The 14,117-nt window shown below is 59.6% G+C and carries 15 protein-coding genes; 9 read left to right on the top strand and 6 right to left on the bottom strand.

Annotation, left to right across the window (positions count from 1 at the left end; translation table 11 throughout):
• The first annotated feature begins 19 nt into the window (after window positions 1-19).
• From HU743_RS21375 to HU743_RS21385, 3 genes are all read left to right on the top strand, one after another.
• Window positions 20-1,270 carry a lipoprotein-releasing ABC transporter permease subunit gene (locus HU743_RS21375; RefSeq protein ID WP_186651076.1) on the top strand — a complete coding sequence of 417 codons (1,251 nt, stop codon included), beginning with the start codon at window positions 20-22 and terminating at the stop codon, window positions 1,268-1,270.
• A 7-nt stretch (window positions 1,271-1,277) separates the two neighbouring features.
• Window positions 1,278-1,961 (top strand): lipoprotein-releasing ABC transporter ATP-binding protein LolD, encoded by a 684-nt coding sequence (gene lolD, locus HU743_RS21380; RefSeq protein WP_186550406.1) that lies wholly within the window; start codon window positions 1,278-1,280, stop codon window positions 1,959-1,961.
• 63 nt (window positions 1,962-2,024) lie between these two features.
• The gene (locus HU743_RS21385; RefSeq protein WP_186651078.1) at window positions 2,025-3,269 is read left to right on the top strand and encodes a lipoprotein-releasing ABC transporter permease subunit; all 1,245 of its coding nucleotides are present in this window, start codon (window positions 2,025-2,027) and stop codon (window positions 3,267-3,269) included.
• Between the two features lie 98 nt (window positions 3,270-3,367).
• Here the strand turns inward: HU743_RS21385 and HU743_RS21390 are convergent, their stop codons facing one another.
• Both HU743_RS21390 and HU743_RS21395 read right to left on the bottom strand, forming a co-directional pair.
• The gene (locus tag HU743_RS21390; protein WP_186651080.1) at window positions 3,368-4,717 is read right to left on the bottom strand and encodes a heavy metal sensor histidine kinase; all 1,350 of its coding nucleotides are present in this window, start codon (window positions 4,715-4,717) and stop codon (window positions 3,368-3,370) included.
• The gene (locus tag HU743_RS21395; RefSeq protein ID WP_186651082.1) at window positions 4,717-5,397 is read right to left on the bottom strand and encodes a heavy metal response regulator transcription factor; all 681 of its coding nucleotides are present in this window, start codon (window positions 5,395-5,397) and stop codon (window positions 4,717-4,719) included. Before HU743_RS21395 ends, HU743_RS21390 begins: the two co-directional genes overlap by 1 nt.
• Before the next feature lie 163 nt (window positions 5,398-5,560).
• Between HU743_RS21395 and HU743_RS21400 the strand changes: the two genes are divergently transcribed.
• Entirely contained in the window at window positions 5,561-6,094 is a 534-nt protein-coding gene (locus tag HU743_RS21400; RefSeq protein WP_186651084.1) for a cupredoxin family protein, read from the top strand.
• A gap of 61 nt (window positions 6,095-6,155) precedes the next feature.
• A complete protein-coding gene (gene queF, locus HU743_RS21405; RefSeq protein ID WP_186550416.1) occupies window positions 6,156-6,986 on the top strand; it encodes an NADPH-dependent 7-cyano-7-deazaguanine reductase QueF in 831 nt (276 codons plus the stop codon).
• 164 nt (window positions 6,987-7,150) lie between these two features.
• Here the strand turns inward: queF and HU743_RS21410 are convergent, their stop codons facing one another.
• Together HU743_RS21410 and HU743_RS21415 are read right to left on the bottom strand one after the other, a co-directional pair.
• Window positions 7,151-7,414, bottom strand: coding sequence for a DUF4404 family protein (locus HU743_RS21410; RefSeq protein ID WP_186651087.1), 264 nt, complete (start codon window positions 7,412-7,414; stop codon window positions 7,151-7,153).
• Window positions 7,415-7,522: 108 nt separating this feature from the next.
• A complete protein-coding gene (locus tag HU743_RS21415) occupies window positions 7,523-8,143 on the bottom strand; it encodes an HAD family phosphatase (RefSeq protein ID WP_186651089.1) in 621 nt (206 codons plus the stop codon).
• A gap of 199 nt (window positions 8,144-8,342) precedes the next feature.
• Between HU743_RS21415 and HU743_RS21420 the strand changes: the two genes are divergently transcribed.
• From HU743_RS21420 to rssC, 3 genes are all read left to right on the top strand, one after another.
• Window positions 8,343-9,032: a VacJ family lipoprotein gene (locus HU743_RS21420; RefSeq protein WP_186550422.1), complete on the top strand. Its 690-nt coding sequence runs from the start codon at window positions 8,343-8,345 to the stop codon at window positions 9,030-9,032.
• A gap of 345 nt (window positions 9,033-9,377) precedes the next feature.
• Window positions 9,378-10,559: a two-component system response regulator RssB gene (gene rssB / locus HU743_RS21425; protein WP_186550424.1), complete on the top strand. Its 1,182-nt coding sequence runs from the start codon at window positions 9,378-9,380 to the stop codon at window positions 10,557-10,559.
• On the top strand, window positions 10,559-11,041 hold the full coding sequence (gene rssC / locus HU743_RS21430; protein WP_003226553.1) for an anti-sigma factor antagonist RssC: 483 nt from the start codon (window positions 10,559-10,561) through the stop codon (window positions 11,039-11,041). Before rssB ends, rssC begins: the two co-directional genes overlap by 1 nt.
• 240 nt (window positions 11,042-11,281) lie before the next feature.
• Here the strand turns inward: rssC and tal are convergent, their stop codons facing one another.
• A complete protein-coding gene (tal, locus tag HU743_RS21435; protein ID WP_186651091.1) occupies window positions 11,282-12,208 on the bottom strand; it encodes a transaldolase in 927 nt (308 codons plus the stop codon).
• A 203-nt stretch (window positions 12,209-12,411) separates the two neighbouring features.
• Window positions 12,412-13,368: a glycosyl hydrolase family 5 gene (locus HU743_RS21440; protein ID WP_186651093.1), complete on the bottom strand. Its 957-nt coding sequence runs from the start codon at window positions 13,366-13,368 to the stop codon at window positions 12,412-12,414.
• A gap of 289 nt (window positions 13,369-13,657) precedes the next feature.
• Between HU743_RS21440 and HU743_RS21445 the strand changes: the two genes are divergently transcribed.
• On the top strand, window positions 13,658-14,098 hold the full coding sequence (locus HU743_RS21445) for a low molecular weight protein-tyrosine-phosphatase (RefSeq protein WP_186621841.1): 441 nt from the start codon (window positions 13,658-13,660) through the stop codon (window positions 14,096-14,098).
• The last annotated feature ends 19 nt before the right edge of the window (window positions 14,099-14,117 follow it).

The following is a 14,117-nucleotide window of genomic DNA, read 5'->3' on the forward strand; positions in this document are numbered from 1 at the left end:
CCTCCGAACAAGCCCCGACATGTTCAGACCTCTCTTCGTATTTATCGGCACGCGTTATACCCGTGCAAAGCGTCGCAATCATTTTGTGTCATTCATTTCCCTGACTTCGATGATCGGGCTCGCCCTTGGCGTGGTCGTGATGATAGTCGTGCTGTCGGTGATGAACGGCTTCGATCATGAGATGCGCACCCGCGTGCTGGGCATGGTGCCCCACGCGACCCTTGAGACTGGCGAACCGATCAACGATTGGCAGAGCCTGGCCGCCAAGGTCAAACAGAACCGGCAAGTGACGGCGGTGGCGCCGTTCACCCAGATGCAGGGCCTGCTGACCAACAACGGCCAGGTCTCCAAGGTGTTGCTCAATGCCATCGACCCTGCGCTGGAGCGCAATGTGTCGATCATCGACAACTTCATGAAGCAGGGCAAACTCGACGACCTGACGCCGGGCAGCTTCGGCATCGTCATCGGCGACAAGGCTGCGACCAAGCTGGGCGTCGGCATCGGTGACAAGGTCACTTTCGTCGCGCCGGAGGTCAGCGTGACCCCGGCCGGGATGTTCCCGCGCATGAAACGCTTTACCGTGGTCGGCATTTTCCATGTCGGCGCCGGTGAGCTCGACGGCTACCTCGGTGTGACCAACCTGCAGGATCTGGCGAAGATGCACCGCTGGAAGCCGGATCAGGTGCAGGGCCTGCGCCTGAAGTTCGACGACCTGTTCCAGGCCCCACGCGAGGCTTGGAACATCGCCCAGCAGCTCGGCGAAGACCGCTACTACGCCCGCGACTGGACCCGCACTCACGGCAATCTGTACCAAGCCATCCGTATGGAAAAAGCCATGATCGGCCTGCTGTTGCTGCTGATCGTTGCGGTGGCGGCGTTCAATATCATTTCCACCCTGGTAATGGTGGTGAACGACAAGAAGGGCGACATCGCCATTCTGCGCACACTGGGCGCGACGCCGGGCACGATCATGCGTACGTTCATGGTGCAAGGTACGGTGATCGGTGTGGTCGGCACAGCCATTGGCGCGGTGGTCGGCATTTTCGCCGCGCTTAACGTCAGCGCGGCCATCTCGGCGCTGGAAGGGCTGATCGGCCACAAATTCCTTAATGCTGACGTGTATTTCATTGATTATCTTCCCTCGCAGGTGCATAGCCAGGATGTCGTCATGGTTTGCGCCGCCGCGTTGGTCCTGAGTTTCCTCGCCACCCTGTATCCCGCCTGGCGTGCCGCGCGCACCCAGCCGGCGGAGGCGTTACGTTATGAGTGAGTCGGGCATGAGTGAACAAGCAATTCTGAGCTGCCGCAACCTGGGCAAATCCTACGAGGAAGGCCCGGAGTCGGTAGAAGTGCTGGCCGGTCTGCAACTGGAGTTGCACCCGGGCGAGCGTGTGGCGATCGTCGGCAAGTCGGGTTCGGGCAAAAGTACCTTGCTCAACCTGCTTGGCGGCCTCGATACGCCGAGCAAGGGCAGCGTCTGGCTCGACGGTGAAGAGCTGTCGGCGCTGAGCGAGAAGAAGCGTGGCCTGCTGCGCAATCGTGCCTTGGGCTTCGTCTATCAGTTTCACCACTTGCTGCCGGAATTCACCGCGCTGGAAAACGTCTGCATGCCGTTGTTGATCGGCAAAACGGCAATTCCCGAAGCACGTCAGCGTGCCACGGCATTGCTGGAGCGTGTCGGTCTCGGCCATCGCCTCGAACACAAACCTTCGGAGCTGTCCGGCGGCGAACGCCAGCGTGTGGCCATCGCCCGCGCGCTGGTGAACAATCCGGGCCTGGTGATGCTCGACGAGCCGACCGGCAACCTCGACCTGCACACCGCTGAAGGCATCCAGGATTTGATGCTGGAGTTGAGCACCTCAATGCGCACGGCGTTCCTGGTGGTCACGCACGACATGAACCTGGCTCGCCAGATGGACCGCGTCCTGCAATTGCAGGAAGGTTGCCTGACCCCCATCTGACTGGCTGAAACCCGGCGCCCGTAATGGCGCCGGGTCTTTTATTTTTATACGGTGCCCCAGCGAATGTTCAGACCGTTATCGATCTTTATCGGCACGCGCTATACCCGCGCCAAGCGCCGCAATCGCTTTGTTTCGTTCATTTCGATGACCTCGATGATCGGCCTCGCCCTCGGCGTGCTGGCGATGATCGTGGTGTTGTCGGTGATGAACGGCTTTCAGCGCGAAATGAGCTCGCGCATCCTCGGCATGGTGCCGCACGCGACCATCGTCGGCGTCAAGCCGATCGACGACTGGCAGCCGGTGGCCGCCGCCGCGATGAAAAACCCGGAAGTCACCGCCGCCGTGCCGTTCACCGAAATGGAAGGCATGCTTTCCTATAAGGGCGCGATGCAGCCGATCCAGATCAGCGGTGTCGATCCTGCTCAGGAAGGCAAGGTCTCGATCGTTGCCCAGCACATCGTCCAGGGTCGTCTCGATGCTCTCAAACCGGGTGAGTTTGGCGTGGTGATCGGTGAAATCACCGCGCGGCGTTTTCGTCTGAATGTCGGCGACAAGATCACTCTTATTGTCCCGGAAGTCAGCACCGCGCCGGGCGGTATCACCCCGCGCATGCAGCGGCTGAATGTGGTGGGGGTGTTCAAGGTCGGCGCCGAGCTGGACGGTTCGATGGGCCTGATCCACGTGGCCGATGCCGCGACGATGCAGCATTGGCAACCGAATCAGGTGCAGAGCGTGCGGCTGGCGGTCAAGGATCTGTACGCGGCACCCAAGGTGTCGTCCGACATTGCCAGCGGTCTCGGTGCCGACTTCAAGGCTGACGACTGGACCCACAGCCAGGGCAGCCTGTTCAGTGCGATGAAGATGGAAAAGACCATGATCGGCCTGCTGTTGCTGATGATCGTCGCGGTGGCGGCATTCAACATCATCGCGACGCTGATTATGGTGGTGAACGACAAAGGCGCAGACATCGCGATCCTGCGCACCATCGGCGCCACGCCACGGCAGATCATGGCGATCTTCATGGTGCAAGGCACGGTGATCGGCATTGTCGGCACGATCATTGGCGGTGTGTTGGGTGTGATTGCAGCGCTCAATGTCAGTGAATTGGTCGGCTGGGTCGAGCGCGTGACCGGGCAGCATATCTTCAGTTCGGACGTGTATTTCGTCAGCAATCTGCCGTCGGAACTGCAGGGTGGCGATGTGCTGTTGATCTGCTCGGCAGGCTTTATTCTCAGCTTTCTGGCAACGGTGTATCCGGCGTGGCGGGCGGCGAAGATTGAGCCGGCGCATGCGTTGAGATATTCGTAAACTTCAAAACCGCTATCGCGAGCAGGCTCACTCCTACAATTGGAATGCGCTCCCCCTGTAGGAGTGAGCCTGCTCGCGATAGGCCGTACCTGCTGGCCTCAATCTTTCTTCGGCAACTCAATCACAAACCGCGTCACCCCCACCTCCGATTCGCAATGAATCGTCCCGCCATGCGCCCGCACGATCGACTGAGTAATCGCCAGCCCCAGCCCCGCATGCTCACTGCTGCCTTCCTGTCGCGCCGGATCGGCCCGATAGAATCGATCAAACAAGCGTGGCAACAACTGCGCTGAGATGCCCTCGCCACTGTTCTCGACGCAAACGCGCACGGCGTTCGTTTCATCGACAAGATTCAAGCGTACGTAACCCTCGGCCGGGGTAAACCGCAACGCGTTATCCAGCAGGTTCGACAGGGCCCGGCGCAACATACCGCGATCACCTTCGATTCGCGCCTTACCTTCACGACTCAAACGCACGCCGGCGTCTTCCGCCAATGGCGCAAAAAACTCCAGCAACATGTCGGCCTCATCTGCCAGCTCCAGCGCTTCGCGCTTGGGCATCAGCAAGCCGTGGTCAGCCTTGGCCAGATACAACATGTCATTGACCAACTGCGCCATCCATTGCAGTTCTTCAAGATTGCTGTGCAGCGCTTCGCGGTAGTCCTCAAGCGTCCTGGGGCGGGTGAGGGTGACTTGAGTGTGGGTCAGCAGGTTTGACAGAGGCGTGCGCAGCTCATGGGCGATGTCGGCGGAAAACGCCGAGAGCCGCTGAAACGACTCGTCGAGGCGGGCGAGCATGGCATTGAAGCTATGGGCCATTTGCGCAAGCTCCGGCGGCATGTGCGCTTGCGGCAATCGTGCATTCAGCGATTGTGCGGAAATCCCCCGGGCCACCGCACTCATGCGCCTTAACGGGCGTAAACCGCTGCGCGCGGCCCAGGCTCCGAGCAGCGCGGTGGCCAGCGCTGAGAGGCCGACCGTCAGCCAGATCAGATGCTGCATTCGTTGCAGAAAATGCTGGTGATGGGTGATGTCGAGCAGCAGCGTCAATTGCGGCGAGTCAGGTTGGCCTGGATAGAGCGGGGCATTGAGCAGGCGATAGTCGGTGCCATCGTGGCTGATGGTCGACAGACCTGCGGCTTGCGGCAACTGCTCGGGGATCTGCGGCGAACTGGCGTACCAGTGCTGGCCGTCGCTGCCGGTAATGCGCAGGGACAGATCGGCCTGACGGCTCAGTTCATCGGCCAGGCGCGTTTGCCGTTGATCGGCTGGCACACCTTGCAAGGCACGGCGCAGACCAAGCAAGCGTGCATCGAGTTGTTGCTGGTCGAGTTCGATGAAATGCGCCTCGCTGGCGCGATCGAACAGCACTCCGGCGAGCAGTGAAACCACGGCTGTGCAAGCGGCAAACAGCAAGGCCAGACGGGTACTCAAGGACAACCGGCGCATCAGACGCCGCGCTCTTCCAGCACGTAACCCATGCCGCGCACCGTGTGGATCAGTTTTTGCGGGTATTCGTCGTCAATCTTCAGGCGCAAACGCCGAACGGCGACCTCGATGACGTTGGTGTCACTGTCGAAATTCATGTCCCAGACTTGTGAGGCGATCAACGATTTTGGCAGCACTTCGCCCTGACGGCGCAACAGCATCTCCAGCAGGGCGAACTCCTTGGCCGTGAGGTCGATGCGCTGCCCGCTGCGTTCGACGCGACGGCGAATCAGGTCCAGGCGCAGGTCGGCCAGCTGCAGGCTGGTTTCCTGTGCGCTGGCGCTGCCGCGGCGTAACAGGCTGCGCACCCGGGCCAGCAGTTCGGAGAAGGCGAAGGGCTTGACCAGATAGTCGTCGGCGCCGAGTTCGAGGCCGTGAACCCTGTCTTCCACCGCGTCCTTGGCCGTCAGAAAAAGCACTGGCGTCTCCAGCCCGGCGCTGCGCACCGCTTGGAGGATTTGCCAGCCGTTACGCCCGGGCAGCATCACGTCGAGGATCAGCAGCGCGTAATCGCCGCTCAGCGCCAGTTGCTGGCCACTGATGCCGTCGGCCACCAATTCGGTGGTGAAGCCGGCTTCGGTGAGGCCCTGGCGCAGGTATTGGCCGGTTTTCGCTTGGTCTTCGACGATCAACAGTTTCATGGGCGACTCGGGTGGGTTCGGGTGTCAATACGCAGACTTTATATCGTGAGAACGCTTGCCCGGCATGAACCTGACAAAGTTGTAATCTGCCTGTCAGGTCGATGCCAGCGCGGGGCGCTTAGAGTTTCCCACAGGCTGAACCTTTTCTTGTTGGAGTACGACCATGTTTTTGCGCAAAACCCTGACGCTGGCTGCCTGCTGGCTGGCAATCAGTTCGCCGGTGTGGGCCGCGCCCGCCCACACCTATGACTTCGGCCAACCGGCGTCTGCCAGCCAGGCTTCGCGAAGCATCGAGATCGTCATGGGGGACATGACGTTCGAGCCCAAGACCCTTGAGCTCAAGGCCGGTGAGACGGTTCGCTTTGTGCTGGTGAATAAAGGCCAGTTGCTGCACGAATTCAACCTCGGTGATGCGGCGATGCATGCCAGTCACCAGCAGGAAATGCTGAAAATGCAGCAGAGCGGCATGCTCACGCCGACAGGCATGAAAGAAATGTCCCACGGCATGGCGGGCATGGATCATGCGGCGATGGGCCACGGCATGAAGCATGACGACCCCAATAGCGCGCTGGTCGAACCGGGCAAGCGCGCCGAGTTGACCTGGACATTCAGCAAGGCAACGAACCTGGAGTTCGCCTGCAATATCCCCGGGCATTATCAGGCAGGCATGGTCGGCAAACTGACTGTCAGTCAGTAAGCACTCAAAGGCGGACGCAAAGGCTGGTAGAATCCGCTGATTCTTCAGTCAGGTTTCCGCCATGCATCCCGCAGCCGAACACTCGCCGCTGGGCAAATCCAGCGAATACATCGCCACGTACACACCGTCCCTGCTGTTCCCGATTCCGCGCACGGCGAAATGGGCCGAGCTGGGACTGACCGCCGAAACCCTGCCGTATAAAGGCGTGGATTTCTGGAACTGCTTCGAGCTGTCGTGGCTGTTGCCGTCGGGCAAGCCGGTGGTGGCGATTGGCGAATTCAGCATCCCGGCGGATTCGCCGAATATCATCGAGTCGAAGTCGTTCAAGCTGTACCTGAATTCGCTGAACCAGACGCCGTTCGCCGACGTTGCCACGCTGGAAGCGACGCTGGTCAAAGACCTTTCCGCTGCCGCCGGCAAACCGGTGGGCGTGCGGGTTCGCAGTCTGAAGGACGTGGAAGCCGAAGGCGTCGTGGCGTTGCCGGGCGTGTGCATCGACGATCTGGATATCAGCGTCAGCAACTACGAGCATCCGCGTCCTGAGCTGTTGCGTTGCGATGATTCACGGATCGTTGAAGAGAGCGTGCACAGCCATCTGCTCAAATCCAACTGCCCGGTGACCAGTCAGCCGGACTGGGGCAGCGTGGTGGTGCAATATCGTGGTGCGGCGCTGGATCACGCCAGCCTGCTGGCATACATCGTCAGCTTCCGCCAGCACTCGGATTTCCATGAGCAGTGCGTGGAGCGGATTTTCCTTGATCTGCAGCGGTTGTTGAAGCCCGAGAAACTGACGGTGTTTGCTCGTTACGTTCGCCGTGGTGGACTGGATATCAACCCGTATCGCAGTACAGAAGATATGCAGTTGCCGAACCATCGTCTGGTGCGTCAATAAATGTAGGAGTGAGCCTGCTCGCGATAGCTGACTGACATTCAACATTGATGTCGACTGGTCCATCGCTATCGCGAGCAGGCTCACTCCTACAGGGGATTGCGTTTCAAGTTGTAGAAATGAAAAAGCCCTGCCATCGCTGGCAGGGCTTTTTTGTGCGTGGGGCATCAGATGCCCATGCTGCCCAGCGCATTGACAATGTTGCGCAAGGTGCCGGCGATGGCCGGATGTTCAAGTTCGAAGCGATCCACTGCGAGATTCACGCCATCGACGATACTCGCGTCTTGAGTGGCATTTTCCAGCTCAATTCTCGATTCGATATCTGCCATCAGCGCATGCAGATCCTCACGCTCGACCTCCGACAGCGGCGGATTCTGTTCCAACTGCTCGCGCAGGGTGTCGAGCTGTTTTTGCAGTTCTTGAGCGGGCATGGTGGTTTCCTTTTATCAATAGGCACTGGCATTGACCGCAGCCGCGCGCCAAAGGTCGGTGGCTGACCTTTAGATTAATCCACTCTCGCTTAAGCTGCATGATCCTGATCAGGGCTTTTCGCCTTTGAGGCGGCGCAGGCTGATGTCGGCCAGGCAGGTGTCGAGTTCACCCAGATGGTCGATCACCGAATGCACGCCCAGCGCGAATAACTGCACGGTGGCCTTGCCACGCAACTGCTCACGTTCTTTGTGATCCAGCGCCTGCCATTCCTCCGGTGTCAGGCCGCACAGCGAGCCGCAGGAGGCGAGGCCGATGGTCCACAGTCCGGCGTTGAGGCCTGCTTGCAACAGCCGGGGTTCGCCGCTGACCAGTACGCAACCGTCCAGGCTGTCGACCTTCAAATCCATCAAGGCCTGCCAGCACGCGTTCGGGGCGGGCCACGGATTGATTGTTGCCGAATGTTGCGCGGGTTTGATCCAGGCCGGCAGGGCGGCTGACAAGGGTTGCGCGAGGGCAGGGGACAATTCGTCCAGCCAGGCACAGGGAATCTGCTGGCGTTGCAAACTGCGTAAGCTCTCCAGAGCGCCCGGGGTGGGAGCAGCGTGCTCAGGCAGCGCGATGCTCTGGCGTCGTGCGCCACCACCGAAATCCACCAGGCAGCCGCTGAGCCCGAACAGTACGGCGGTCAGGCTGGGCGCGGCGACGGGCAAGGTTTCGGCGTGAGTCATGGCAACGTCCCTGAAATAAACCCTAAGGCTAGGGGCGGTCGATGACAGTTGGATGACAATCAGGCGCAGGAGAATGCGGGAATATTCCTACAGTCAGCTGCATCGCTGCACTGCCCAAATTGCCTTTTACGCTTATACTAGCGGCCTTAACGCTTGGGCTCCGAAGCCTTCGCCAGTATCAAATCCAAGGAGTTTTTCTATGCGCTGGAGCCATCCGCTCGCTCAGCTAAGTGTATGTGCCGGCCTGTTGCTGGCGCCGTTTGCCAGTCAGGCGGCAACAGAAGAAGACCCTTGGGAAAGCGTTAACCGGCCGATTTTCCAGTTCAACGATTTCCTTGATACCTACGCGCTGAAGCCGTTGGCGCAGGGCTATCAATACGTCACACCGCAATTTGTCGAAGACGGCATTCACAACATGTTCCGCAACGTCGGTGACGTCACCAACCTGGCGAACAACCTCCTGCAGGCCAAACCGGCTGCCGCTGGCGTCGATACCGCACGACTGATTTTCAACACCACGTTCGGCCTGCTCGGCTTCTTCGACGTTGGCACCCACATGGGCCTCAATCGCAGCGACGAAGATTTCGGCCAGACCCTCGGCTACTGGGGCGTGGGCAGTGGCCCATACGTGATGCTGCCGCTGATGGGCCCGAGTACCCTGCGTGACGCGCCGTCCAAGTACGTCGACGGCTTCACCGGCCCGTACCGTTACATCGACCACGTGCCGACGCGTAACTCGATTTTCGGCCTGAACATCGTCGACACCCGCGCCGGCCTGCTGTCGAGCGAGAAGCTGATCAGCGGCGACAAGTACACCTTTATCCGCAACGCCTACTTGCAGAACCGCGAGTTCAAGGTGAAGGACGGCCAGGTCGAAGACGATTTCTGATTTCGGCCGCTGCACAGGAAGGCGACCCTCGGGTCGCCTTTTTTGTCGGTGCCAGCGCATCGCCCAGAGCCCGTGGGACCTTCCATCGGGTTACGCTGCGCGCCGTTCTTATAACTCTCGGTGCTTTGACAAACAAAGTCGCGAAGCGACCATCGGCGTACGCTTGAAACGCCCCGCGGATGGGAGTACCGTCTGCGCCTTAGAAGGGCACCTCTGGTGTAACCGCGTTTGGAGCCTATGCTCGAAACCGCTGTGCCAGAGAGGCTAGAAAGCGAATCCAGTAGTCTGCGCAGGGGCCAATGCTCCGCCAACTACGCCAACCTAATTCTGGCGCCGTTTGCCCACATGCCAAAAACCAGTGCCACGCTGCTGATAATCGATGATGACGAAGTAGTGCGCGCGAGTCTCGCGGCCTATTTGGAAGACAGTGGTTTCAGCGTCCTGCAGGCCGGCAACGGTCAACAGGGCCTTCAGGTATTCGAGCAAGACCAGCCCGACCTGGTCATCTGCGATCTGCGCATGCCGCAGATGGGCGGACTCGAACTCATCCGCCAGGTCACCGAGCTGTCACCGCAAACGCCGGTGATCGTGGTGTCGGGTGCCGGCGTGATGAACGACGCGGTCGAGGCCCTGCGCCTGGGGGCGGCGGATTACCTGATCAAGCCTCTCGAAGATCTGGCCGTGCTCGAGCACTCCGTGCGCCGGGCCCTGGATCGTGCACGGCTGCTGCTGGAAAACCAGCGCTACCGCGAGAAGCTGGAAAAGGCCAACCGCGAACTCGAAGCCAGCCTGAACCTGCTCCAGGAAGACCAGAACGCCGGTCGCCAGGTACAGATGAACATGCTGCCGGAAAGCCCGTGGCGCATTGACGAATTCAGCTTCGCCCACCAGATCATCCCGTCGCTGTATCTGTCGGGGGATTTTGTCGACTATTTCCGCGTCGACGAGCGCCGGGTTGCGTTTTACCTGGCGGATGTCTCGGGCCATGGCGCGTCTTCAGCCTTCGTGACAGTGCTGCTGAAGTTCATGACCACACGGTTGCTGTTCGAATCCAGGCGCAGCGGTACATTGCCTGAATTCAAGCCGTCGGAAGTGCTCGGTCATATCAACCGGGGGCTGATCAGCTGTAAGCTGGGTAAACACGTCACAATGGTCGGTGGAGTCATCGACGAGGAGACCGGTTTGTTGACCTATAGCATCGGCGGGCATCTGCCGTTGCCAGTGTTGTACACGCCAGACAGTGTTCGTTACCTCGAAGGGCGTGGTCTGCCGGTGGGCCTCTTCAATGAAGCCACCTACGAAGATCACGTGCTTGAGCTGCCGCCGTCGTTCAGCCTGACGCTGATGTCGGATGGCATTCTGGATCTTTTGCCAGAAGCTACGCTCAAAGAAAAAGAAGCTGCTTTGCCCGAGCGGGTGAAGTTGGCGGGCGGCAGCCTGGATGGTCTGCGGCAAGTGTTTGGATTGGCCACGCTAGGGGAGATGCCGGATGATATCGCCCTGTTGGTGTTGAGCAGGAATCTTTAATGAGTACCGGTAGAATCCAGTTCGCCGAGCAGGACGGCACCTTCGTCCTGAAGTTCGTCGGTGAAGTTCGCCTGACCCTGTGTTCGGCGTTGGATGCGACTATCGAGAAAATCTTCACGGCGTTGAATTTCAACGCGATCGTGATCGATTTGACCGAAACCCGCAGCATTGACAGCACGACGTTGGGCCTGCTGGCCAAACTGTCGATCCTGTCGCGCCAGAAGGTCGGCCTGCTGCCGACCGTCGTCACCACCCACGAAGACATCACCCGTCTGCTGCAATCGATGGGTTTCGAGCAGGTGTTCAACATCGTCAACCACCCGGTGCCTTGCCCGGAGTGCCTCGATGACCTGCCGGACCAGGACCAGTCGGAAGAAGTGGTGCGGATCAAGGTGCTCGAAGCGCACAAGATCCTCATGGGCCTGAACGACTCCAATCGTGAAGCGTTTCATGATCTGGTGAATGCGCTCGAAAGACATTGATGGCCCTGTGGCGAGGGAGCTTGCTCCCGCTGGGCTACGAAGCGGCCCCAGACAGGCGATGTGAGTTTTCCTGATTCACCGAGTCGGCAGCGTCTACGACTGCTGCGCAGCCGAGCGGGAGCAAGCACCCTCGCCACAGATGTTCACTGCCCCTCGCCATAGATGCTCACCGCAGTAGCGCGTACACAAAAAAGGGCGAACCCTCACAGGTTCGCCCTTTTTGCATTTCACATACTCAAATCACAGCTTGGCCTGCAACAGCGCCTCAAGCTTCTCCTGATCACGCGCGAACTGACGAATGCCCTCAGCCAGTTTCTCGGTGGCCATCGCGTCTTCGTTGGACAACCAGCGGAATTGCGCTTCGTTGAGGCTCAGACGGGCTTCGCCGGCATTGCCCGGCGCCAGTTTGCGCTCCAGCTTGCCGGTGTCGGCAGCCAGCTTGTCGATCAGATCCGGGCTGATGGTCAGGCGGTCGCAGCCGGCCAGTTGCTCGATCTGGTTGAGGTTGCGGAAGCTGGCGCCCATGACCACGGTCTTGTAGTCATTGGCCTTGTAGTAGTTGTAGATGCGCGTTACCGACTGTACGCCAGGATCGTCGGCACCGGTGTAGTCGTTGCCGTTGGCCTTCTTGTACCAGTCGTAGATGCGCCCCACGAACGGCGAAATCAGGAACACCCCGGCATCGGCGCACGCGGCAGCCTGTGCGAAGGAGAACAGCAGGGTCAGGTTGGTCTGGATGCCTTCCTTCTCGAGGATCTCGGCAGCGCGGATGCCTTCCCAGGTCGAGGCGATCTTGATCAGTACACGATCGCGGCCGATGCCGGCCTTGTCGTACAGTTCGATCAGGCGATGCGCACGTTTGAGGATGGCCTCCTGGTCGAACGACAGGCGCGCATCCACTTCGGTGGAGATACGGCCCGGAATCACCTTGAGAATTTCCTGACCGACCGCGACGCCAAAACGATCGCTGGCCAGGCCGACATCGCCGCGGCAATCGCTGACGCAAGCGTTCAGCAGCTCGGCATAGCCCGGGATCGCTGCGGCCTTGAGCAGCAGGGAAGGGTTGGTGGTGGCGTCGACCGGCTTGACCCGGGCGATCGCTTCGAAGTCGCCGGTGTCGGCAACGACGGTAGTGAACTGTTTGAGTTGTTCCAGCTTGGAAGTCATGGGCGTGCTCTATCCTATGGGTCTGATGACATTACCCGAGCGCTGACAGCCACTCAAGGGTGTGTACGTGGATCGATGGCCCCTGCGGCAACAACCTGAAAACGATTGTTTGAAAGGCGGGGCGCGGTGTCGATGAATACGATGCCAAAACCGCCCACAGGTTCAAAGCGACCGACCTGTGAACAGGTCGGTCGCCCAAGGCGCTACTCGGCGTTTAACAGCGGCTCGACCGACAGCCGTGCCGGTTTCGCCTGACCGTCGGAGGTCAGCAAGCCAAAATTCTGCTCGCGTTCGTTACTGCCCGTGGCGCTGTTTCTCCACTCGTAGATAGAGGTCAACGGAATATTCAGCCGTTTAACGTCCGTGATAAATGCGTTGATCCTGGTCGCTTGCCCTTCGGGGCCACCGTTGGACGCGAGCGCGGAAACCCCCCACTCACTGATGACGCCCGGCAGATTGAAGTTCTGCTGGATGAATGTCTGTGCGTTGCTGATCTGGGTGGCGGTCATGCCATACGGGTGGTAGGAGACGGCGTTCAGGCATTTAGGGTGTTCGCTGACGATGCGTTTCAGCGCAACGGTCGAGGCCGAGGCGGCGCTCGGTGCCCGGGCAAAGCCGAAACCGACTCGCGGCGCCAGCTGAGGCTGAGCTTCCAGCGCTTTACACATACCCGCCATGAACGGCACGAAGGTGGTGTCGAAGTTGCCCGTTGGCCAGTAGGTTGCCAGGTCTGGCTCATTCCAGATCTCGATTGCCACCAATTGCGCGCTGTAGGACTTTTCCAGTCCGCTCACGGCGTTGGCAAACTTACCGCCGGCTGCGTCGAGTTCAGTGGGCGAAGTGGCGGGCAGTGCCTTGATTGCGCGCACTGTAAGTAGCACGGGCAACCCGGCTGAGCCGGCGGCGGCGAAAGCATCGCTGACCTGCTTCTGGTAGGTCTGGGCGGTCAGGCTGTCGCTCCACACGCCGAAGCGCACGAAGCTGAAGCCGGCCGCCTTGATTTGGGCGGCATCGGCGGCGGTGAAGCTCTGGATCTTGACCTGAACACCGATGGTTTTTGCTGGAAGGTTAGGGAACAGCTCACTGGCGTGAACCTGGCTGGTTGCACCGAGCGCCATCAGGGCGAGGGCGCCGAGTTTATTCAGATGTGCTGATTTCATGTCTGCTCTCCCGGAGAGAATGACAACTACGAATAATGGATCCCGTTACTCAATTTTCGATAAGGGTGATGGCACTTAGTGCGTGAATGTTATTTTTTGTCAGGAAAAACGCAGCTGAAAATCACAGTTATTTTTAGTCCGCTAATTGTGGTTGGGGCGGCTTAAAACGCTGTGGTACTTAATGTCCTGTACTAACAGGGCGAAGCTATTTCTGAGTGCAGGAAAGTCGCGAGGGTTCATTAACTTGTGCGGCATGTTGGCTGTTTGATATTACACAGGAAAGCAAGACTTGTTCAAAAAGATCCTCGTTGTCTGCGTGGGCAATATATGCCGAAGTCCGACGGCTGAACTACTGCTGCGCAACGCGCTGGGCCCGTCGGCCATCACGGTGTCCTCCGCCGGCCTCTCCGCCCGCGTGGGCGAGGGCGTTGAGCCTTCGGCGCGGCAGGTGCTCGAAGACCACGGGCATTGCGCCGAAGCGTTCAAGGCGCGGCAGCTGACTTCGGACATCGTCAATGACTCGGATCTGATTCTGGTCATGGAAAAGAAGCATGTCGATCAAGTGCTGAAGATTGCCTCGCACGCCAGGGGCAAAGTGTTTTTGCTCGGTAAATGGCAGAGCGAGCGCGAAATACACGACCCGTATCGTCAAGGCAAGGCCGCTTTTATTCATGCCCACGCATTGATTGAGGATGCTGTTAGTTCATGGGCAAAGCGTCTCGGGCATTGACCAATATTCTTCAGAACAG

It is taken from the genome of Pseudomonas sp. SWRI99, assembly GCF_014270125.1.
In the GTDB taxonomy this organism is placed as follows: Bacteria; Pseudomonadota; Gammaproteobacteria; order Pseudomonadales; family Pseudomonadaceae; genus Aquipseudomonas; species Aquipseudomonas hamedanensis.